Annotated in this window: 12 protein-coding genes; 6 read left to right on the plus strand and 6 right to left on the minus strand. The window is 73.7% G+C overall.

What is annotated here, in order from left to right; all coding sequences use genetic code 11:
• Window positions 1-65: 65 nt before the first annotated feature.
• Window positions 66-494: an archease gene (locus tag QCN29_RS10810; RefSeq protein ID WP_279927604.1), complete on the plus strand. Its 429-nt coding sequence runs from the start codon at window positions 66-68 to the stop codon at window positions 492-494.
• Window positions 495-549: 55 nt separating this feature from the next.
• Window positions 550-1,974, plus strand: a complete 1,425-nt coding sequence (locus QCN29_RS10815; protein ID WP_279927606.1) for an RtcB family protein — start codon at window positions 550-552, stop codon at window positions 1,972-1,974.
• Here QCN29_RS10815 and QCN29_RS10820 read toward each other — a convergent pair.
• Window positions 1,964-4,627 carry an AMP-binding protein gene (locus QCN29_RS10820; RefSeq protein WP_279927607.1) on the minus strand — a complete coding sequence of 888 codons (2,664 nt, stop codon included), beginning with the start codon at window positions 4,625-4,627 and terminating at the stop codon, window positions 1,964-1,966. The genes QCN29_RS10815 and QCN29_RS10820 overlap by 11 nt on opposite strands.
• A gap of 337 nt (window positions 4,628-4,964) precedes the next feature.
• Here QCN29_RS10820 and QCN29_RS10825 point away from each other — a divergent pair, with 337 nt between their 5' ends.
• The 4 genes from QCN29_RS10825 to QCN29_RS10840 all read left to right on the plus strand — a co-directional run bounded on the left by QCN29_RS10825 (window position 4,965) and on the right by QCN29_RS10840 (window position 9,946).
• On the plus strand, window positions 4,965-5,984 hold the full coding sequence (locus QCN29_RS10825; RefSeq protein WP_279927608.1) for an iron ABC transporter substrate-binding protein: 1,020 nt from the start codon (window positions 4,965-4,967) through the stop codon (window positions 5,982-5,984).
• Between the two features lies 1 nt (window position 5,985).
• On the plus strand, window positions 5,986-7,575 hold the full coding sequence (locus QCN29_RS10830; RefSeq protein ID WP_279927609.1) for an ABC transporter permease: 1,590 nt from the start codon (window positions 5,986-5,988) through the stop codon (window positions 7,573-7,575).
• The gene (locus QCN29_RS10835) at window positions 7,572-8,645 is read left to right on the plus strand and encodes an ABC transporter ATP-binding protein (protein ID WP_279927610.1); all 1,074 of its coding nucleotides are present in this window, start codon (window positions 7,572-7,574) and stop codon (window positions 8,643-8,645) included. Before QCN29_RS10830 ends, QCN29_RS10835 begins: the two co-directional genes overlap by 4 nt.
• 560 nt (window positions 8,646-9,205) lie before the next feature.
• Entirely contained in the window at window positions 9,206-9,946 is a 741-nt protein-coding gene (locus QCN29_RS10840) for a PP2C family protein-serine/threonine phosphatase (RefSeq protein WP_279927611.1), read from the plus strand.
• A 13-nt stretch (window positions 9,947-9,959) separates the two neighbouring features.
• Here QCN29_RS10840 and QCN29_RS10845 read toward each other — a convergent pair whose 3' ends face one another.
• The 5 genes from QCN29_RS10845 to QCN29_RS10865 form a co-directional block, all read right to left on the minus strand.
• On the minus strand, window positions 9,960-11,513 hold the full coding sequence (locus QCN29_RS10845) for a vWA domain-containing protein (RefSeq protein WP_279927612.1): 1,554 nt from the start codon (window positions 11,511-11,513) through the stop codon (window positions 9,960-9,962).
• Window positions 11,503-14,349 (minus strand): hypothetical protein, encoded by a 2,847-nt coding sequence (locus QCN29_RS10850; RefSeq protein ID WP_279927614.1) that lies wholly within the window; start codon window positions 14,347-14,349, stop codon window positions 11,503-11,505. The genes QCN29_RS10845 and QCN29_RS10850 overlap by 11 nt, the downstream gene beginning before the upstream one ends.
• Before the next feature lies 1 nt (window position 14,350).
• The gene (locus tag QCN29_RS10855; RefSeq protein ID WP_279927615.1) at window positions 14,351-15,424 is read right to left on the minus strand and encodes a hypothetical protein; all 1,074 of its coding nucleotides are present in this window, start codon (window positions 15,422-15,424) and stop codon (window positions 14,351-14,353) included.
• Window positions 15,425-15,429: 5 nt separating this feature from the next.
• Window positions 15,430-17,574: a hypothetical protein gene (locus tag QCN29_RS10860; protein WP_279927616.1), complete on the minus strand. Its 2,145-nt coding sequence runs from the start codon at window positions 17,572-17,574 to the stop codon at window positions 15,430-15,432.
• Between the two features lie 308 nt (window positions 17,575-17,882).
• Window positions 17,883-19,973, minus strand: a complete 2,091-nt coding sequence (locus tag QCN29_RS10865; protein ID WP_279927617.1) for an outer membrane protein assembly factor BamB family protein — start codon at window positions 19,971-19,973, stop codon at window positions 17,883-17,885.

Raw genomic sequence — 19,973 nt, forward strand, 5'->3', positions numbered from 1 at the left:
GGGCATGTCCGCCGAGCGGTGCGCCGCGGCCGCGCGGTGCACCATGAAAGGGACAGGAGGCGACTGTGTACCTGCCACCCGAGAGCGCCGGCCGGCGCAGTGTTCCGCACACCGCGGATCTGCGGGTCGAGGCATGGGGCCCGACGCGTGAGGAGTGCCTGGAGCAGGCCGTGCACGGGGTCTGCGAGTCGTTCCTCGATCTGCGGGGCGCCCAGGCCGTCGGCAGGCGGGAGGCGGCGGTGCTCGCCGGGAGCGACGAGGAGCTGCTGGTGGCGCTGCTGGAAGAGGTCGTGTACTGGCTGGACGCCGAGGGTGAGGTGCCCGTCGGCGTCGAGGTCGCACCTGTCGACCGCGGTGTGCACGCCGTGCTGCGGATGGCCGACGCCCGCTCCTGCCCGGTCGTGGGGGCCGCGCCCAAGGCGGTCACCTGGCACGGCCTGGAGTTCGGGCGGGGGCCGGCGGGCTGGCGGTGCGCGGTGACCGTCGACGTGTGAACGGCCCGCGAGCGATGTGCGGGGGACGTATGAGCCGGTGAGGAGGTGCTTCGCGGTGGCGGATGTGGAGCTGGTTCCGGACGGCGCGTTCCGTTTCCGCATTCCCCGGGGCGAGGGGATGCGGGTGCCGGGGGTCGTCTTCGCCTCAGCCGAGCTGCTGCCGGACGTCGCCGGGGACCAGGCGCTGCAGCAGGTGGTGAACGTGGCCACGCTGCCGGGCATCGTGGGGGCCTCGTATGCGATGCCCGACGTGCACTGGGGGTACGGCTTCCCCATCGGGGGCGTCGCGGCGACCGAGCCGGACGCCGGCGGGGTGATATCCCCCGGCGGGGTCGGCTTCGACATCTCGTGCGGGGTCCGGCTGCTGGCCGCGCACTGCGGCAGCGAGTCCCTCGCACCCCGGCTGCGGCAGCTGATGGATGTGCTCAGCGCCCGCGTGCCCCGGGGCCCCGGCCGGGGCGGCATCTGGACCCTGCGGCGGGCGGAGCTCGGCGAGGTGCTGACGGGCGGCGCGCGGTACCCGGTGGAGCACGGCCGCGGTGTGGCCCGCGACCTCGTGCGCTGCGAGGACGGCGGGGTGCTTGCGGGGGCGGCCGCCGACGAGGTGAGCGAACGGGCGGTGGACCGAGGCCTCGGGCAGGTCGGCAGCCTCGGCTCCGGCAACCACTTCCTCGAGGTGCAGAAGGTGCAGAAGGTGTACGACGAGCGGGCCGCGCAGGTCATGGGGCTCGGCGAGGGGCAGGTCTGTGTGATGATCCACTGCGGTTCGCGGGGGCTCGGCCATCAGATCTGCACCGACCATGTGCGCACGATGGACCGGGCCATGGACCGCTACGGCATCCGGGTGCCGGACCGGCAGCTCGCCTGTGTGCCCGCGGACAGCGCGGAGGGCCGCTCCTATCTGGCGGCGATGGCGGCCGCGGCCAACTATGCGCGGGCCAACAGGCAGGTCCTCGGCGACACCGCGCGCCGGGCGTTCGCCGAGGTCATGCACTGTCCGGTGGATCTGGTCTACGACATCTCGCACAACATGGCCAAGATGGAGACCCATACGGTCGACGGGCGGGAGCGGCGGCTGTGCGTCCATCGCAAGGGCGCGACCAGGGCGTTGCCCGCCCGGCACCCGGAACTGCCTGACGATCTGGCCGCGGTGGGCCAGCCGGTGCTCATCCCCGGCACGATGGGCACCGCCTCGTATGTGCTGGCGGGTGTGGAGGGCGGCGGCGCGTGGCACTCGACCTGCCACGGCGCCGGCCGGGTGCGCAGCCGCCACCGGGCGGCCCGCGAGGTCGACGGCCGCCGGCTGCGGGAGGACCTGGAGGCCGCCGGCGTCGTGGTCCGGGGCTCCTCGGCCCGGGGGCTCGCGGAGGAGGCGCCGCTGGCGTACAAGGACATCGACGCGGTGGTGCGGGCGAGCGAGGGGGCGGGGTTGTGCAGGCGGGTGGCGAGGCTGGTGCCGCTGGGCGTGCTCAAGGGGTGAGGCCCCTTGTCCAAGCCGGGGGCTCCGCCCCCGGCCCCCCGCGCCTCAAACGCCGGCGAGGCTGGAGCTTGGGCAGCGCCCGCATCGCGCGGTTCGCGGCCGCCGCGTACGCCACTCCGAAGACCAGCGACGCCAGGAACGCCAGATGCCGGGAGAAGCCGTCGATCAGCGGATAGATCTGCCAGTGCGTCAGATAGATGTACAGCGAGGCGGTCGCCAGGGCTCCGGCGAGCCGGTTGAGCCGCTCGTGGCTGGGGAGCACCGGGACCCACACCAACAGGGCGAAGCCCGCCACGATGAGCGCCTCGCGCATGGGTTCTTCGGGGAAGAAGCCCGGCACGGTGGCCAGGGTCGCCGCCGTGACCAGCAGCCGCTGTCGTACGGTCGTGGCCTTGGCCGCCGCCCAGCCCAGGGCGAACAGCCAGAAGACGGTCACGGCGTCCGGCATCAGCGAGCGGTCGGGCAGACCGAGGAGGTCGTAGCGCGTCAGCAGCCCGGCGGCCGCGATCGCCAGCGGCAGACCGTACGGGAAGCGGCGCTCGGCCCGGTCCGCCCAGCGCAGGGCAAGCAGCGCCACGACGGCGACCAGGATGTAGACGAGGGCCTCAATGAACCAGAAGTGCATTCCGGTGGGGTTGTCGTGCGGCCCGAGGACGCTGTGCAGCAGGGCGAGATTGCTGAGGGTGTAGTCGTCCGCGAGCAGCAGCATGCCCGCGATCCACACCATGCTCGGCACCGCGACCCGCGCGATGCTGGTCCAGGCGTGGCGGATGCGTTCACGCCGGGGGGCGTCGGTGAGGTGGAAGCGGGCGAAGTTGTATCCGGCGACGGCGAGCAGCAGATGGGCGCCGCCCTTGACGCCGAAGACATGGATGTGCGAGCCGACGATGAAGAAGATCGCGAGGGCGCGCAGGGCGACGCTGGTCTCCAGGGTCCGCCTGCGGGGCCGGGGCCGGGAGGGGGCCTGTGGCGTCGCGGTCTCTCGTGGCGCGAGGTCGCGGATGGGCCTGGTGTGCCAGTCGGGGGGCAGGCTGCCGAGTCGCTTCTCCAGTTGGAGGGACATCTCCACATACGACAGCGAGTCCCCGCCGAGGCTGACGAAGCTGCTGTCGGGGGTCACGTCGGTGCGGTCGAGGATGCGGGCGTAGAGCGGGCACAGATCGTCGGGCAGCGGCCGGGCGTCTTTACTCTCCCGGGGGAGCGCGCGTATCGCCTCGTAGTCCGGCTTGCCGCTGGGCAGCCGGGGCAGGTCGGCGAGCAGCCGGACGTCGACCGCACGCGGCGGCAGGCGGCACTCCCGTATGGCAAGGCCGCGTATGCGGTCCGCGTCGGCGTCCGGAGTGTCGACCGCGGCGATGACGAGGGAGGTGTCGTCGCCGGTGCACAGCGCGGTGACGCCCTGGCGGGCGAGGGCCGTCTCGATGCGCTGCGGGTCGATGCGCAGGCCGAGGATCTTCACAAAGCGGCTGCGCCGACCGACGATCTCGTACAGCCCCTCGGGGGTGCGCCGGGCGAGGTCGCCGGTGCGCAGTTCCCGGATGTCCCGGCCGCGTGCCAGGTCGGCGGGGGTGCGGGCGTAGCCGAGCATCACGTTCGGCCCGGTGTAGACGAGTTCCCCGGCATCCGGGCCGGGACCGTCGTCCACGGGGTCGAGACGCCCGGCGTCCGGGCCGGGACCGTCGTCGCGGCGTTCATCGTCCACGGGGTCGAGGCGGAAGGCGCCGCCCGGCACGGGGACGCCGATGGACGCAGGGTGGGCGGCCGCCAGGTCGGGCGGCAGATAGGCCATGCGGGCGGTGGCCTCGGTCTGGCCGTACATCACGAACAGGTCCCATCCGCGGCGCTCGCCCAGTTCGGCGTAGCGGGTCACGGTCTCGGGGGCGAGGCGGCCGCCGGCCTGGGTGACATACCTCAGATGCGGCAGGTCCATGGCGTCAAAGCCGACGCGGTCGAGCAGGTCGAAGGTGTACGGGACGCCTGCGAGGGCGGTGCCGTGAGCGGAGCGGAACAGCTCCCAGAAGCAGGCGTCGGCCACCGAGAGGCCGGTGAGGATCAGGCCCGCGCCGCGCAGCAGATGGCTGTGGAGGACGGACAGCCCGTAGCAGTAGTGCATGGGCAGGGTGGTTGCGGCGCGGTCGGTCTCGCGGATGCCGAGGTATGCGGCGATCGACTCGGCGTTCGCCTGCAGGTTGTCGTACGAGAGGCGGACCAGCTTGGGCGAGCCGGTGGAGCCGGAGGTGGACAGCAGCAGGGCGAGGTCCGGGTGGAGGTCGTGGGCGGTCCCCGTACGCCGTTCGTCGAGGGCCCACGGCTCGCCGGGTGCGGCGGGCCGTACGACGACGTCGGGGTCGTAGGCCTCCGTCAGCGAGCGGGCCGCCTCCGGGTGGTCGCCGGGCACGAGCAGGACGGGGTGGCCGGCCGACAGGGCGGCGAGATGGACGATGAGCGCCTCCGGCGTGTTTGCGCCAGGCAGCAGCACCAGACGGCGTTCGGGGCCGAGGCGGCGGGCGGTGTCCGCCACGCGTGCGGCCAGCTCGCGGTAGGTCATCTCCCCGTCGGGGGTGAGCAGGGCCGTACGGTCGCCGTGGGCATCGAGGCCGTGGGCGAGGGGCAGGGTGTTGCCGCTGGTGAGCAGGGCGGGGTGGATCGTCACGGCGGGCATAGTAGGTAAGGCTGGCCTTATCCGGAAGGGGGCGTGCGCCGCCGGGCCGATGCGCGGAGCCCTCGTGCGCGCCGCCCGCGGCGGCAACTGCTTGCGCTCTCCGGGGCCTTGGGCAGGAGCGAAAGGATCAGGCCAAACAGTGTGGTCAAATCCACACCCGTTTTCGCAGCCGAGCTGTTACATCCGAAACCCTTGACCCTTAGGTTAGCTTTACCTTATTCATACTCTGTTCTTCGGTTCCTCCCCGGCGCCGATCCACCGCCCTTCGCCGGCCCCGCACCCGTGCGGCGCGCCGACGGCGGGCACAGCAGGAAGGCATCCCCCGCTCATGCGACGCCCGTTGGCCCGCTCCCTCACCGCGCTCGCCGCGGCAGCCCTCATATCCCCCTTGCTCGCGGGCTGCGGCAGCGATGAACCGGCCGGCCTCGTGATCTACTCGGGCCGCAACGAGAAGCTCGTGGGGTCCCTCATCGACAAACTCGAAGAGTCCCTCGACACCCGGGTCGAGGTCCGCTACGGAGGCAGCGCGGAGCTGTCCGCGCAGCTGCTGGAGGAGGGCGACGCCACCGAGGCGGGCCTGTTCCTCTCCCAGGACGCCGGCGCCCTGGGCGCGCTGTCCAAGGAGGGCAGGCTCGCGCCGCTGCCGCAGACCGCCCTGGAGAAGGTCGAACCCGCCTACCGCGGCGCCGCCGGAGACTGGGTCGGACTCAGCGGACGCGTCCGCGTCATCGCCTACCACCCGGACAAGGTCGCCACCCCGCCGGACTCCGTCCACGAGGTGGTGAAGCCGGAGTGGAAGGGCAAGATCGGCTACGCCCCGACCAACGCCTCCTTCCAGTCGTTCGTCACCGGCATGCGCGTGCTGGAGGGCGACGACGCCACCCGCACCTGGCTCAAGGGGCTCAAGGCCAACGGCAAGCCCTACGACAACAACCTCGCCGTGATGGACGCCGTCGACTCCGGCGAGGTCTCCCTCGGCCTCGTCAACCACTACTACTGGTACGAGCGGGTCGCCGAGAAGGGCGAGGACGAGCTCGACGTCAGAATCCACTACCTCGCCAAGAGCGACCCGGGCGGTCTGGTCAACGTGGCCGGCGTCGGCATGCTCAAGGGCGCGGATCCCGAGCAGAGCGCCTACGCCCGCAAGGCCGTGGACTTCCTGCTGTCGGCCGAGTCCCAGCGGTACTTCGCCGACAAGACCAAGGAGTACCCGCTGGCCGCGGGCGTCACCAGCGACGTCAAGGACCTGCCGCCCTTCGAGTCGCTGACGAAGCCGGAGATCGACCTGGGCGAACTCGACTCCCTCAAGGGCACCCTGGCCATGCTCCAGGACGTCGGAATGGTCTGACGTGACCGATCCGACGACCGGTCACTCCGCCGACCGCCCGGCAGCGGCAGCCACGCCGCTCGCCGGGCGGCGGCGCGTCGCCGCGGGCCGCCGCCCGTCCCCCGTACTGCTCGTCCCCGCCTGCGCGGCCGCCCTGCTGGCGGTGCTGCCGCTGGGCTATCTCGCCGTCCGCGCCCTGGAGCGCGGACCGGCCTACGCCTGGGACGTCATCGCCGACGACCGTACGGCGCTGCTGCTCGGCCACAGCCTCGGACTGACCGCCGCCGTGGTGCTCGGCTGCCTGGTGCTGGGCGTCTCGCTCGCCTGGCTGACCGTGCGCACCGCGCTGCCCGGCGCGCGGATCTGGTCGGTGCTGGTCACCCTGCCGCTGGCGGTGCCCAGCTATGTGGCCGCCTTCACCTGGCTGTCGGCGGCGCCGGGCCTCGCCGGCTTCACCGGCTCTGCGCTGACGCTGACCCTGGTCAGCTTCCCGTATGTGTATCTGCCCGTCGCCGCCGCGCTGCGCCGCACCGACCCCGCGCAGGAAGAGGTGTCACGCTCGCTGGGACACGGCAGAATGCGCACGTTCCTCCGCGTCACGCTGCCGCAGCTGCGCCCGGCGGCCGCCGGAGGCGGGCTGCTGGTGGCGCTGTATGTGCTCAGCGACTTCGGGGCCGTCTCGCTGATGCGGTACGACACCTTCACCCGCGGCATCTACACCTCGTACCGGGCCAGCTTCGACCGCACCCCGGCCGCGGCGCTCAGCGCCGTACTGGTGCTGATGACGGTGGCGCTGGTGGCGGCGGAGACCCGCACCCGCGGCCGGGCCGGGCACGCCAGGACCGGCACGGGCACGGCCCGCCCCGCCGAGCCCGCGCCGCTGGGCCGGCTGCGGCTGCCCGCGCTGGGCTGGTGCGGCGCGGTCGTCGCCCTCGCCGTCGGCTTCCCCCTCGCGACGCTCGGCTACTGGCTGGCCGTCGGCAACTCCGCCACCTGGGACCCCGGCACTCTCGCCGACACCTCGCTGACCACCCTGGGCACAGCCGCGGCGGGCGCGGCGCTCACCACCCTGCTCGCCCTTCCGGTGGGTGTGATCGCCGCCCGCCACCGCGGCCGGGGAGCGCGGCTGCTGGAGCAGGCGGCCTATGCCGGACACGCCCTGCCCGGCATCACCGTCGCCCTCGCCCTGGTGTTCTTCGCGGTCCGCTACGCCCGGCCCCTCTACCAGGAACTGCCGCTGCTGGTGTGCGCGTACGCGGTGCTGTTCCTGCCCGTGGCGGCGGCCGCCACCCGGGCCGCGGTCCTCCAGGCCCCTCCCGTGCTGGAGGACGTCGCACGCTCGCTGGGGCGCTCGCCGCTCGCGGTGCTGCGCACGGTCACCGTGCCGCTGGCGGCGCCCGGCGTCGCCGCCGGGGCGGCCCTGACGTTCGTGGTGTGCATGAAGGAGCTCCCCGCGACTCTGCTGCTGCGGCCCACCGGCATGGACACCCTCGCCACCCGGCTGTGGACGGAGACCGGAGCGGGTTCGTTCGCCGCCGCGGCCCCCTACGCCGCCGCGCTGATCCTGCTGGCAGCCGTCCCGTCGTACCTCCTCGGAAGGCACAGAACATGACCGACCTTCAGATCAAAGGACTGGTCAAGGCGTACGGCCCCGAGGCCGCCGTCCTCGACGGGCTCGACCTGACGGTGCCCGGCGGCGCGCTGGCCGCGGTCCTCGGCCCCTCGGGCTGCGGCAAGACGACCATGCTGCGCATCGTCGCCGGGTTTCTGCGGCCCGACGCGGGCAGCGTCGCCGTCGGCGGGCGCGTGCTGAGCGGGCCAGGTGCGCATATCGCGCCGGAGCGCCGCCGCGTCGGCATCGTGCCGCAGGAGGGCGCGCTGTTCCCGCACCTGAGCGTGGCCCGCAACGTCGCGTACGGGCTCAGCGGCGTCGACCGGACCGCCCGCCGTGCCCGGGTGGAGAAGATGCTGGAGCTGGTCGGGCTCGCAGGCTACGGCGAGCGCATGCCCCACGAGCTGTCCGGCGGACAGCAGCAGCGCATCGCACTCGCCCGGGCGCTCGCCCCCGAGCCGCAGCTGGTGCTGCTCGACGAGCCGTTCAACGCCCTGGACAGCGCGCTGCGGGCGGGAGTGCGCGACGATGTGCGCGCCGCCCTGCGGGCGACCGGGGCCACGGCCGTGCTGGTCACCCACGACCAGCAGGAGGCGCTGTCCACGGCGGACCTCGTCGCCGTCGTCCGCGACGGCAGGATCGCCCAGTGCGGCACGCCCGAGGACGTCTACCACCGCCCTGCCGACCCCTGGGTGGCGGGCTTCGTGGGCGACGCGGTCCTCGTCTCCGGCACGGCGGACGCGGCGGGCGCGGCCACGGCCGCCACCGCGCTGGGCCGGGTGCCGCTGGCGGCCGCGCCCGCCGGGCCGCGCGAGGGCCTGGTGCTGCTGCGCCCGGAGCAGCTCCGGCTGACCGACGCCGCGCCGGGCGAGACGTGCGGCACCGTGACGGACGTGCGCTTCTACGGCCACGACGCCATGGCCACCGTCACGGTCGAGGGACTCGACGCCCCGGTCGACGTGAGGGTGCCCGGACCGGTCCCGGTGCGCCCGGGAGGCCGGACGGGCATCCAGGTGACGGGCGAGGCCACCTGGCACCCTGCGGTTGTGTCGCCTCGGGCCTGCGGTTAGGCGCGCCCGGTGGGCCTTTTCCCCACGCCCCCGGGCGTGGGGCGCGCGCTTCCCTGAGCCGGGGCTCCGCCCCTGGACCCCGTGCGGGGGCTCCGCCCCCGGACCCCCGCGCCTCAAACGCCGGCGAGGCTGGATTTGTACGGCACCCCGCACCTCAGCCGGTGAGGCTGGATTTGCGCGGCACCCCGCACCTCAGCCGGTGAGGCTGGATTTGTACGGCACCCCGCACCTCAGCCGGTGAGGCTGGATTTGTACGGCACCCCGCACCTCAGCCGGTGAGGCTGGATTTGTACGGCACCCCGCACCTCAGCCGGTGAGGCTGGAGCTTCCCGCCGCTGGAGGCGTCTCCGTGGGGGTGCTCCCGGGAGGGGCCTGGGGCGGGCAGCCGGGGAGTCGAGGTCACGGCCTTCAGGTCGTACGGGGGGCCGGGGGCTTGCCCCGGTTGCCGGAGTGGGCGGGGAGGGGAGCTCGGCCCTCGGCTGACAGGAGCCCTGCGGGCTGCGGAGGGACAATGGCAGGAGGGCATCAGGCACAGGGGGGCGGGAGAGGCGGACGCTGCGATGCCGTACACAGCCGTGACCGCGCTGAGCCACTCCGGACTGCTGCGCGACCACAACGAGGACAGCCTGGTCGTCGGCCCCTGGACGCTGTGCGCCACCGAGACCGAGACGCCGCAGACCCTGGTGTTCCCGCACGGCAGACCCCTCGTCGTCGCGGTCGCCGACGGCATGGGCGGACAGCCCGCGGGCGAGGTCGCCAGCGCGCTGACGGCGACCAGGATCGCGGCCCTCGGTTCGTCCATGGACGACGAGCACGCCGTCCGCGACGCCCTGAACGTCTGCAATCACGCGGTATACGCGGCCGCCGACCGCGATCCCTCGCTGACCTCCATGGGGACCACGGTCGCGGGCGCGGTGCTGCTCACCGAGACCCTGCTGGTCTTCAACGTCGGCGACAGCAGGGTCCTGCGGATGACCGACGACGGGCTGAGCCGGCTCAGCGTCGACGACAGCCCGCCGCTCTCCCCCGGCGAGCGCACCACCTCACTGGTCACCCAGGCCCTGGGCGGGGCACCCTCGTTCATCTCCGTCGTCCCGCATGTCACGACGGCCCCGCTCGCGGTCGGCGACCGATTGCTGGTCTGCACCGACGGTCTCACCGACCCGGTGCCGCAGGACGCGCTGGAGGAGCTGCTGCGCGTGTACGACGACGGCAGGGCCGCCTTCGAACTGTGGAAGGCGGCCATCGAGGCGGGCGGACCCGACAACATCACGCTCGCCCTGGTGCGCGTCGGAGAGTAGCCGGGGCAGGGGATCACCCCGGGGGTCCGGAGCCGCCGGGCTGGTAGCGGAACTCCAGACCGGCGAGCAGCAGCGGTTCGTCGGGTGCGCACACCGCCTCCCGCACGGCCCGGTCGGCGATCCGGCAGCGCAGCCGCAGCGTCGGGAAGCCGCCGAGCCGCCCCGGTGAGCCCTTGATCCAGAGTGTTCCGCCGTCCTCCACCAGCGTGGAGAGGTCGGCCGTGATGGTGCGGCGGCCGTACAGGCGGATGCGCAGCGGCGCGGGGCGGTCGACCGCCTCGGCGACGAGCATGCCGTGCATCGGGCGGTTCCGGCGCAGGACGAGATAGCCGGAAGCGGCCAGGAGCACGGCGAGCACACCGAGTACCCCGGCCCACCACTGCGCCGACGCCGAGGTGACGACGGTGCCGACGGCGGTCAGCGGCTCGCCCTTCGGCCGGTCGGCCAGGTTCACGGAGACGCCGTCGAGATGGCGTTCGACGTCGGCGGACAGCGGCGAGGAGACCGCTCCCTCGACGGTAAGCCGCCAGCTCTCCCGGTCCGTTCCGTCGAAGAGTCCGTCGGCGTGTTCGACCGCTTCGTCCAGGGTGAAGACGACATCGCGCCGCTCCCCCGGACCGAGTTCCAGAGGCCCGGACGGCTCCGCGGAGGCGCGCACCCCCTCGGGGAGTCCGCCCAGCCGCAGCGGGCCGACCCGCACGGGGAGCGCCTCGGTCGTCGCGGTCAGCCGGGCGCGGATCTCGCCCCCGGCGCGCAGCGGCTGGTCCGGCGTCGCCGGCCAGGAGACGGCCACTCCCTTGCCCTCGTCGCCCCGCACGCGCTTGACGGCCTGCCGGATGCGGATGTCGTCATGGGCCCGGGCCAGCGAGTCCGCCAGCTCCTGCCCCGACGCGTCCAGCAGTTGGTACCGCGGGAACACCTTCGCCAGGACGTCCCCCAGTTTCTCGCCCGATCCGAGCGGGATGCCGTAGCCGGTCACCTCCTGCCCGCCGGACAGGGACGCCAACTTGGCCCGCAGTGCGGCCCAGCCCGGGCTCTCGAAGGTCTTGAACCGCGGGTCGTCGGGCGCGTAGAGCTGTGCGTCGGACATCAGCAGGACCCCGGAGACCTCCGCGTTCGAACGGCGCAGCCCGTCCAAGGCCGACTCGAAGGCGCGTCCGAAGTTGGACGCGCTGCCCGTGGCATGCTCGGGCAGCCGGGCCAACTGGGCCTTCGCCTCCGCCTTGGACACCAGTTCGCACTCGCTCGCCCCCTCGCTGAAGGGCACCAGGCAGACCCGGTCGTCGTCCGTGAGCGAGTCGATGAAGGCCGGCAGCACCTTCCGGGTCCTGGCGTAGTAGCCGCTGGACTCCATCGAGTCGGAGATGTCCACAGCCACCGCGTAGTTCGCGCCGCCGCGGGCGACGAGCCGGTCGAGCAGGGCGGTCAGCCCGCCCGGGCGCTTGTCGTCGGCGCGCGCCGGCAGGGGCTGCGCCAGCGGCGCGGCGAGGGCGAGCAGCACGGCGAGGGCAAACAGCGGCCGGAGCCCCGGCACCCGGGCTCTGCTGGGTAGGCGGTCAGTCGTCATCGTTCTTCCTCTGCTTGGACGGCTTGCCGGGCTTGCTGTGCTTGCTGTGCTTGCTGTGCTTGCTGCGCCTGCGCGTCGGCAGGGGGAGGTACGAGCGCAGGCGCGCCCGCCTCAGCCGGCGGTAGCGTCTGCGGAGCCACTTGAGCCGGTGCTTCTCCCACTTCAGATGGGTCCGGCCGTGCCAGCCGCTGCCGAGTTGCCCGGACGCCCGCTCGGACACGATCAGCATCACGAAGCAGTCGACCAGCTCATGGGCTTCGTGGGCGTCGAGCAGCTGCTGCTCGACGAGTTCCCGCAGCAGATGGTCGAGCAGGGTGTGGCGTCGTCCCGAGGCAGTTGTCCGGCCCCACCAGTTGCCGACGAGTACCAGGGACTTCTCGCCACTCGGCCCCACCGCCACCGGCGCCCACGCCCGGGCGACCTCCTGTGGCGAACCGGCGGTGGACACCGCGTGGCAGAGCAGGTTCCACTGTGCGGAGGCCTCCGTCTGCTCCCCGGTCTGCTGCGGCCCCTGCGGCGGGGACTGGGCCGGTGGGGAGACTCCGGGGGACGCCGGTCGTACGGGCAGCTGCAACGCCGCTATGTCCGGCGCCGCGGCCGGGAGCGCTCCGGCTTGCGGGACCGTCTTCTCCCGGGCTGCGGCCTCCTGTTCCGCGTATGAGTGGTCCAGGGACCAGGGGTCGACGGGGTCGACGCCGTCTACGGCGAGGTCGTCGTCGAACCCCGGGTGGGCGGGGGCGTGCATATGCGCCGCCAGCCACTCGTTGATCCGTCCGGCCACGTCGTCGCGGCCGTGTCCGAGGGGCACCCGCTGCAGCACGTCCATCAGCATTCCGCTGACGGGGTCCCCCGGCTTCCCGCGCATCGCCAGGCTCGTCAGCGCTGTGACGAACCCCCGGAGATCGGGCCTGAGATACTCGTCGTAGAACAGCTTCTCGACATCCTGCCCATAGCGCGGAACTTCCAGCGGGCCGTCCCCGGGCCCGACGGGCTGCCCGCCCGCCAGACACCGCAGGGCGTCGGCGCGCGCCTGGCACTCCGCCCACAGATGCGGCTGCTCCAGCAGCTCCCGGAGCGTCGGCGCGCCCACTCCCACGGACACCGCGCCGGGGAAGGCGTCTTTCGGCTGGGCGGCGCCGAGGCCCAGCAGCGCTCTGCGCCGGCCGCGCTGCTCCTGCGCCGCCGGGCCGCCGCCCGGGCCGCTGTCCTCCCTGGCCGCCCGGAGCAGCGCCTTCCACAGGAAACGCACGACCGCCCGCAGCGGCGTCCCCGCCCCGGCACGCGCCGCGGCGGCCAGCACCAGGACCGCGTCGGCCGTCGCCGGCACGTCCGAGAGCACACCGAGGCCGGCGATCTCGGCCTCCGGGACGATCAGCGGCTGCCAGGCCCGCAGCCAGGGTTCCGCCACCGGGTCCCAGGGCCGGGCGAGGGTGAGCCAGGAGCGCAGCCGCTGGGCGTCGGCCGCCTCCGCGTACAGCAGCGCCAGCGTGATCCACGGCGCGTCCCGCAGCGCCGCTGCGGTGTGCCCGCTGTGGTGCAGCGGCTCGGGGCCGAGGAGGCGCAGACACTCCACCACCTGCGCGGTGTGCTCCAGGGCGGGTTCCCGCGTGCTGTGGGCGAAGAGCGCACGCAGCACCTCGTCGTCCTTCTTGCACTGGACGGCGAACTGCCACAGGAGCTGGCGGCGGCTGCCTGCCGCGCCCGGCTCGCCGTGGGCGGCGGAGTCGACGCCGGGCGCCAGCAGCTTCTCCACGACGTGCGCCGTCACGTCCTGGCTGGTCCGGGGGTCCTTCCACTGCACGCGCAGCGTCTCGCGCGTGGTGGTGGCCAGCTCGTCCGGATCGTCCAGGGCGGACTGGCCGGGGCTCACGGCGACGGCCCACACGGCGCGGCGCAGCGGGTCGAGCGGGGCGAGACCGTGCAGGATCTGCGAACGGTCCGTCAGCCGCAGCGGCTCGTGCATCTCCGCCAGTGCGCCGAGCACGTCCTGGTATCCGCTGCCGTCGATGAGGCGGCGCAGCCGCTCACGGAACTCGCCGCCCGCGGCGGGGTCCGCGGGCAGCCGGCCGAGGGAGATCCTGCGTGCGCCGGGTGTGTGTTCCGGGCCGAACGTCAGATCGGTACGCGGTGGACGCATGCCTTCGACACAGCTTCCGACGGCGAGGTCGCTGCGGAGTCCGTACGGCAGGAAGCCGACCACGGCGTCGAGCACGGAGAGGCGCTCGCGCAGCCCCAGGCCGGCCGCGCCGGTGATGACCACCCGGTCCCCGGCGAGGACGCAGGCGGCCGCGGCCGCCGCCCAGTGGGCCGCCGCCGTCTGGCGACGGCCCGCCTCGGCCGCGGCCGCGGGAGAGTCCAGCGCGTCGGCGATCCGGGCGAGTCCGATGAGCGCGGACGCATGGCGGTCGGCGGCGAGCCGCACCGGCACATGCGCGGGGGACCCTTCCGGGGGGAGCGGAAGCGTCTCCACCGCGTCCCACAGCGTCAGATATGTGGCGCCGCAGGGGACGGTGTCGTCGTACTGCATCATGAAGTAGCGTGTGGGCACGATGGCTCGGCCGCCGCCGTCGATGCTCTTCGAGTTCTCCATGCAGGAGACCCCGATCCAGCGTTCCCCCTGCCCGGTGCGGCCGTTGACGGTGATCCAGGGCAGCCGGTCCCCGCCTGCGTGCACGCCGGTCGGCGGGTTCCCGGGGGCGGAGGACCTGATGTACCCCTCGAAGACGCGTGCCTTGTCGGGTCCCCCGCTGCAGTGGAGCACGCTGTACTCCCTGCGGGAGCCGGGTTCCTTTCCGAACCAGGCCCACAGCGCTTCGACCTCGCGCATGCCGTCCATGTCACCACCGCTTCTTGATGCCGAGCAGGAGGGCGATCACCGGGTCCATGACGTTGTGCGGGTTGATCGCGCCGAGGATCTGCGGCTCGCCCCCCACCTGGTGCACATTGCCGAACCGCCCGAGGTCCACCCCGCCGCCCGGCCGGGTGGAGAAGCCGATCGCCGAAGTGGCGAAGAAGTGGATGCGGGAGGGGTGGAAGCTGCTTCTGATGGCCCGTCCGATGAGTTCCATGGTGCTGCCGTGCAGATCCTGCGCCAGCCAGTCGAAGAAGCCTTCCGGGTCGGGCACGACGGGCGTGCCCTGCGGTCCGAGTTCGGTCCAGTTGCCGCGTCTGGCCCGCTCGAAGACCTCGGGGTCGTCGAACTTGGTGACGCAGACGGCGATGTGGTGCGGCAGATAGGGGCCGTCGAGGGTGCCCGCGGCCATGCATCTGCGGGTGAGCCGGGCGAGGGTGCCGTTGAGGTAAGCGAAGGAGTCTCCGTCGACGGCCTCGCGCATCGGGTCGAACAGGTAGATGAGGCCGGTGGAGGCCGCCAGATGGGCCGTCGCGCGGTCGCCGTCGACGTTCTGGTAGAGGTCTTCGTAGTGGCCGCCCGGCGCATCCAGCACGCTGAACTCGAACTCCAGCTGGTTGGCGCGGCGGGACCGTCCGAACCGCTTCCTGGCATAGCGGGAGCCGGTGAGGTCGCCGCGGAACAGCCAGCTCAGCAGGCCGGATTCCCTGGTGGCGACGGGAAACCGGCGGTCGATGGTCAGTTCCCGTGAGGACTGGATCAGAAAGGCCTCGGACACATCGTCGGCCGCCACCACCTGCCAGCGGCCGTACGCGCCCGAGGGCTCCTGGGCGGCCAGCCGCAGTGCGGCGAGGAAGGTGGTCTTGCCAGAGGTGGGCGAGCCCCACAGGCCTATGCGCACCCGGTCGCCCGTGGGCCGCCGGGGAGCGGGGACCCCGGCCGACGCGTCGGGCACGGCCTCGCGCCACTGCGGGGCGCTTTCCGCCTGGGGTTCCTCGCCCCGGGTCGTCGGCCGCAGTTCGGGGGGGAACCGGACTTCGCCCTGCTCTTCTGCGCTCATGCTTCTCATCGCCCTTCTGGCTGTGCGGTGCCGCCCGTCAGGCCGTGGTCGATCGTCAGATAGCGGGTGTGGGAGGGGCCGGGCTCCTCGTCCGGCACATCGGTCATCAGCCCGGCCGCGGCGGACCGGCGCCCGGCGGACCGGGTGAAACAGACCGCCACGTCGTCGGGGGTGTGCCGGTCGAGGGTGAAGCGGCCCTGGCGGCCCAGCTCCTCCCAGAACCTCTCGATGCGCTCCCCGGTCGGCGGTCTGACGGGCCGGCCGGGGAGGCCGGGCAGCGGGTCGCGGACCGCGATCACCCGCAGGCCGAGCCGCTGTCGCAGATGGTGCAGGTGCGCCTCCCAGTCCAGTCCCGCGGGGCAGGGCAGTGTCTGATCCCGGCCCTGGCGGGGCGGGTGGGGCGGCCGTCGGCCGACGACCAGCAGGGCTCGCCGGGACCCGGTCCGCCAGTAGCCGGTGGAGCCGGCGGCCTGCAACGCCTCCTCCATGGGCGCTCCGAAGTCGTCCGCGACGCCGCAGTGCGAGAACCCCGGTAAGGCGTGGGCGGCTTCGCGTGCGGTGCCGGAGCCCCAGAAGAGCAGGGGCGCCTCGCCCGCGCGGTTGCGGCCAACGGTGCGGAAGGCGTGGTCGGCGTAGCCGATGAGCCCGACGCGCAGGGCGTCGCCGTGCGGCCAGACGGCGGCCAGCCGGTTCAGCACGGCCTGGAGAAAGCCGGTGCGCCGGGCGAAGTCATCGGCGTCGCCGCCCAGTTCGAGCAGCACCATCAGATCGGAGAGGGGTTCCGGCCGCGGAATCGGGGCGGGCGGCTGTTCGAGCAGCGCCCGCTCGTCGAAGTGGAAGGCGACGTCGGCGCCGGGGTCGGCGAGGGGCTCGGGCCCTTCGAAGCGCACCGCGCCGGAGGCGTCGAGCAGGACGGTCACTGTGGTGCGCCGCCCCGGTTCGAGGCGGGTCTGCGCGGTGCGCAGCACGCTCCAGCGCCGTGGGTGGGGCCCGCGGGCGACCACCACGGGCAGGGCGAACAGCGTGGCGTCCTGGTCGGGGGAGGCCAGGAGCGGCACCTTCACGGGGAGTTCGCCGGAGTCCGGCAGGCGGGTGCCGCAGGGGAAGAGCAGCCGGGCCCGAGCGGCGGGGCCTTCGGCGGCCTGGTCGGGCGGCCGGGTGAGCAGCGCATAGCCGTAGCGCAGCGGAACACGGCGGCAGGCGGCCGTCACCACGTCGGCCAGCGGACGCCGGTCGCCGTGCAGCCTCGGGTCGTCGGGCCGGAGGGTGACTGTGGCGGAGGGGGGCGCGCACCGGTCCAGCAGGGTCAGGGCGTGCCGCGGCCAGCGCCAGCCGGGGGCCGCGTCCACCGCGACGAGGGGGATGTCCCGGCCGTGCTCCCGGGCCGCCAGCAGGCCCTGGAGCCCTTCGTGCACGGCGTGTCGGACCGGTGTCTCCCAGGCTGTGTCGCTGGTCCCCGGCACTCCGCGGACGCCGTAGGGGGCGTCCGCGCCGATGCCGCCGGCCAGCAGGAACTGACGCTCCGGCGCGGGGTGGCGCAGCCAGGGCACCGCCTGCCCCCAGTCGAGGAACGCGGCGCGGTCGTCGCGGGGCCCGAGGGCGCCCCGGTCGTCGCGGCCCACTTCTTCCATGACGAGGCCCGCGGGTGACACTCCGAAGAAGCACACGGCGTCGACCTCGCCGGCCGCGAGAGCGGTCAGCAGGGAGACCGCGCCGGAGAGGTCTCCGTACGGCGTGGTGTCCGCGTCGCCGTCCCCCGCCGGGGCCGCGGGGCTTTCCGGTCCGCTGGGGTCTGCGTGGCCGTCCTCGACGCTGTGGGACCGGCGCAGCAGCGTACGCAGCCGGGGGTGCAGCGTCCCCTCGGGCGTCGCGGCGGCCCCTCGCTCCGTGCTGTGGGCCCGTGAGGCGAGGCGGGCGGCGCGCAGGTCCCAGCGCCAGGCGGCCGTGTGCTCCTGCCCGCGGTCGCCCCCGGCGGCGTTGTGACCGTCGCCGTCCCAGCCGCAGACCGGGCAGCGGGGTGCGGTACGGCGTGTCCGGCACACGGGGCACGGCCCGGGTGCGTCCTCCGGTCCGTGGCTGCCGTGGCCTGTGTCGTCTTCTCCGGCCAGTCGTCGGGTCCGATCGCTCTGACCCCACTGTGGGCGGGTCACCGTGCCGACTCTCGGGCGGGGTTCGCGGGGTGGGCCGCCCGGGGCTGTGCGGCGGCGGTGGCGGTGACGTTCATGGCTCCCCCCTGGGTGCGGCGCCGAAGTCTCTTCGCCGTGAGGCGAACAGGCGTGGCGCCGACCGCTGTGCGCCGTTCCGGAAGGCTCCGGACAGTGGGCCAAGCGCGGCGTCGTCGGCTGCACCGGGCGGCGGAGAGTGGCCTGAACATTACGCTCCGCCGTGGTGCGAGACCGATCGTAGTAGCCCGTTCAGAGCACTGTCCGGAGAAAATAAGGATTCATTCCGGCTTTTCTCATGGTGTGTCTGGCACTTCCGGAATCCAGGCGTCTTCCCGGCGCCGCAATGGCGTCAAGGAAGCGTCCACATGTACGGAGCGGAGTGTTCCGTCCAGCCCTCCGACCACCAGTTCGCCCGGCCCCGACCACAGGTTCGCCACGTTCCGAACACGCCATCGCCACACCTCGGAACCGTCTGCCGACGACAGTGCGCAGATGCCGTCACGGTCGGCCAGAAGAGCGCTTTCGCGGTCGGGCGTGCCGGGTGCGGCATCCGCACGGGCGTCCACACGGGCGTCCACACGGACGCAGGGCGGGGCCAGCGCCGCGAGCCCGGTATGGCCGCGCCGGCCCTGCTGCCAGATCTCCCGGCCGCGGGCGGCGTCCAGGGCCCACACCCGGCCCTCCACCGACCCCACGAGCAGCAGCCCGTCCCACGCCACGGGCGCGAGATGCACCGTGCCGTCGAACTTGTGCCGCCACAGCACCTCGCCCGAGGCGGCGTCGACCGCCATGGCCGAGCCGTCGGCGGAGACGGAGAACACCCGGCCCTCTGCGACGACGGGTCCCGCGTGCGCCGCCCCGGCCAACGGCACGGGACGCCACAGCAGTGCGCCGTCCGTGAGCGCAAGCGCCGCAAGCGCCCCGTCCGCCGTACGCACATACAGCGACCCGCCGTCCAGCACGGGCCGCCCTGCCGCCCCCGCCCATGCCGCCGTCCACCGCACGACACGCCCCTCGGCCTCCAGGGCCGTCACCCCGAGACGGCCGGCCACGATGAGCAACCGCGGCTCGCCCGGCCGCAGGGCGGGGGCGTATGCCACGGCACGGGCCGGCGCAGGCAGCTGGACCCGGGAGTGCAGCGGTCCGTCCTGGACGAGGCGCACCATATGGAGCGTCGCGTCGGCCGTGGCCACTGCGACGGAGTCGCCCGCCGCCGCCAGCCCGCCGCGGGCCGCGGCGCCCAGGTCCAGCCGCCAGCGCGTTGTGCCGTCGGCCCGGTCGACCGCGTACAGCACGCCGTCGGCGGTGACGGCCAGCACCAGCGCGCCCAGCACCGCGGGAGCGGCGCGCAGCCAGTCGTAGCAGTGCCACTGCCACCGGGTGCGCACCGCTGGTTCCCGGCGCTTCGGGGGCTCGTACCACGCTGCCGCAGGGCGGGGCACGGCCACTTCGTCGTACTCGGTGAAGTCGTCGTCCACGCCCGCCACGGCGCGCAGTTTTGTGCGGTGCTCGTCCAGCACGCGCAGCGCCGGGCCGGGCAGCGGCAGCCGACGGGACCGTACGGCCCCGGCGGCTTCCTCGGCCCGCTGCAGCACCGCGGCGGCTTCGGGACGGTCGCCCGCCTCGAACTCCAGGCAGTCGCCGACGAGGCCGCGGAGTTCGCCGCGCTCCAGCCCGGACGTGTCCGGGCTCTCGGTGAGCGCCCGCAGCCGGATGTCGAGCTGGTTCCGCCCGCTGTAGGGGGGATGTCCGGTGGCCGCGAACAGCAGGGTCGCCCCGAGGGCGAACACATCGGCCTGCCCCTGGGCGCGCCCGAGCCCGGCGGCCTGTTCCGGCGCGGCGTACTGGAAGCTGCCCATGGCGTCCGCAGTCGCCGTCAGGCTGGGGTCGCCGACCAGCCTGACCAGACTGAAGTCGATGACCCAGGGGCGCACCCGGGTGATCAGCACATTGCTGGGCTTGAGGTCGCGGTGGTACAGCCCGACCTTGTGGAGGTCGGTCAGCGTGCCCGCGAGGCCGGCGGCCAGCGCCCAGACGGCTTCCTGGTGCAGCGGCCCCGCCCGGTCGACGAGTTGCTGCAGACACGGGCCCGGTATGTAGCGGGTGGCCAGCCAGGGGCGCGCCGCCTCGGGGTCCGCGTCCAGCAGCTCTGGAATGCCCTGTCCGCCCGCCCTGCTGACCGCCTCGATCTCGCTGCGGAAACGCGGACGGAGCCGCTCCGAATCCGCCACGTCCTGCTTGATCAGCTTGATGGCGGCAAGCCGACGGCTCCGCCGGTCGTGCTCGCGGGCGAGGAAGACATCGCCGAAGCCTCCCGAGCCGATCCTGCACAGCACGGTGAACCGGCCCAGCTGTCCGGGGTCCTGCGGACGCCGTGGCTCCAT

Source organism: Streptomyces chengmaiensis, assembly GCF_029846775.1.
In the GTDB taxonomy this organism is placed as follows: domain Bacteria; phylum Actinomycetota; class Actinomycetes; order Streptomycetales; family Streptomycetaceae; genus Streptomyces; species Streptomyces chengmaiensis.

Coding starts and splice junctions, on each gene's coding strand:
- QCN29_RS10865 (WP_279927617.1), bottom strand. CDS start 19,973: ATGGAGCCACGGCGTCCGCAGGACCCCGGACAGCTGGGCCGGTTCACC.
- QCN29_RS10855 (WP_279927615.1), bottom strand. CDS start 15,424: ATGAGCGCAGAAGAGCAGGGCGAAGTCCGGTTCCCCCCCGAACTGCGG.
- QCN29_RS10850 (WP_279927614.1), bottom strand. CDS start 14,349: ATGGACGGCATGCGCGAGGTCGAAGCGCTGTGGGCCTGGTTCGGAAAG.
- QCN29_RS10840 (WP_279927611.1), top strand. CDS start 9,206: ATGCCGTACACAGCCGTGACCGCGCTGAGCCACTCCGGACTGCTGCGC.
- QCN29_RS10835 (WP_279927610.1), top strand. CDS start 7,572: ATGACCGACCTTCAGATCAAAGGACTGGTCAAGGCGTACGGCCCCGAG.
- QCN29_RS10825 (WP_279927608.1), top strand. CDS start 4,965: ATGCGACGCCCGTTGGCCCGCTCCCTCACCGCGCTCGCCGCGGCAGCC.
- QCN29_RS10845 (WP_279927612.1), bottom strand. CDS start 11,513: ATGACGACTGACCGCCTACCCAGCAGAGCCCGGGTGCCGGGGCTCCGG.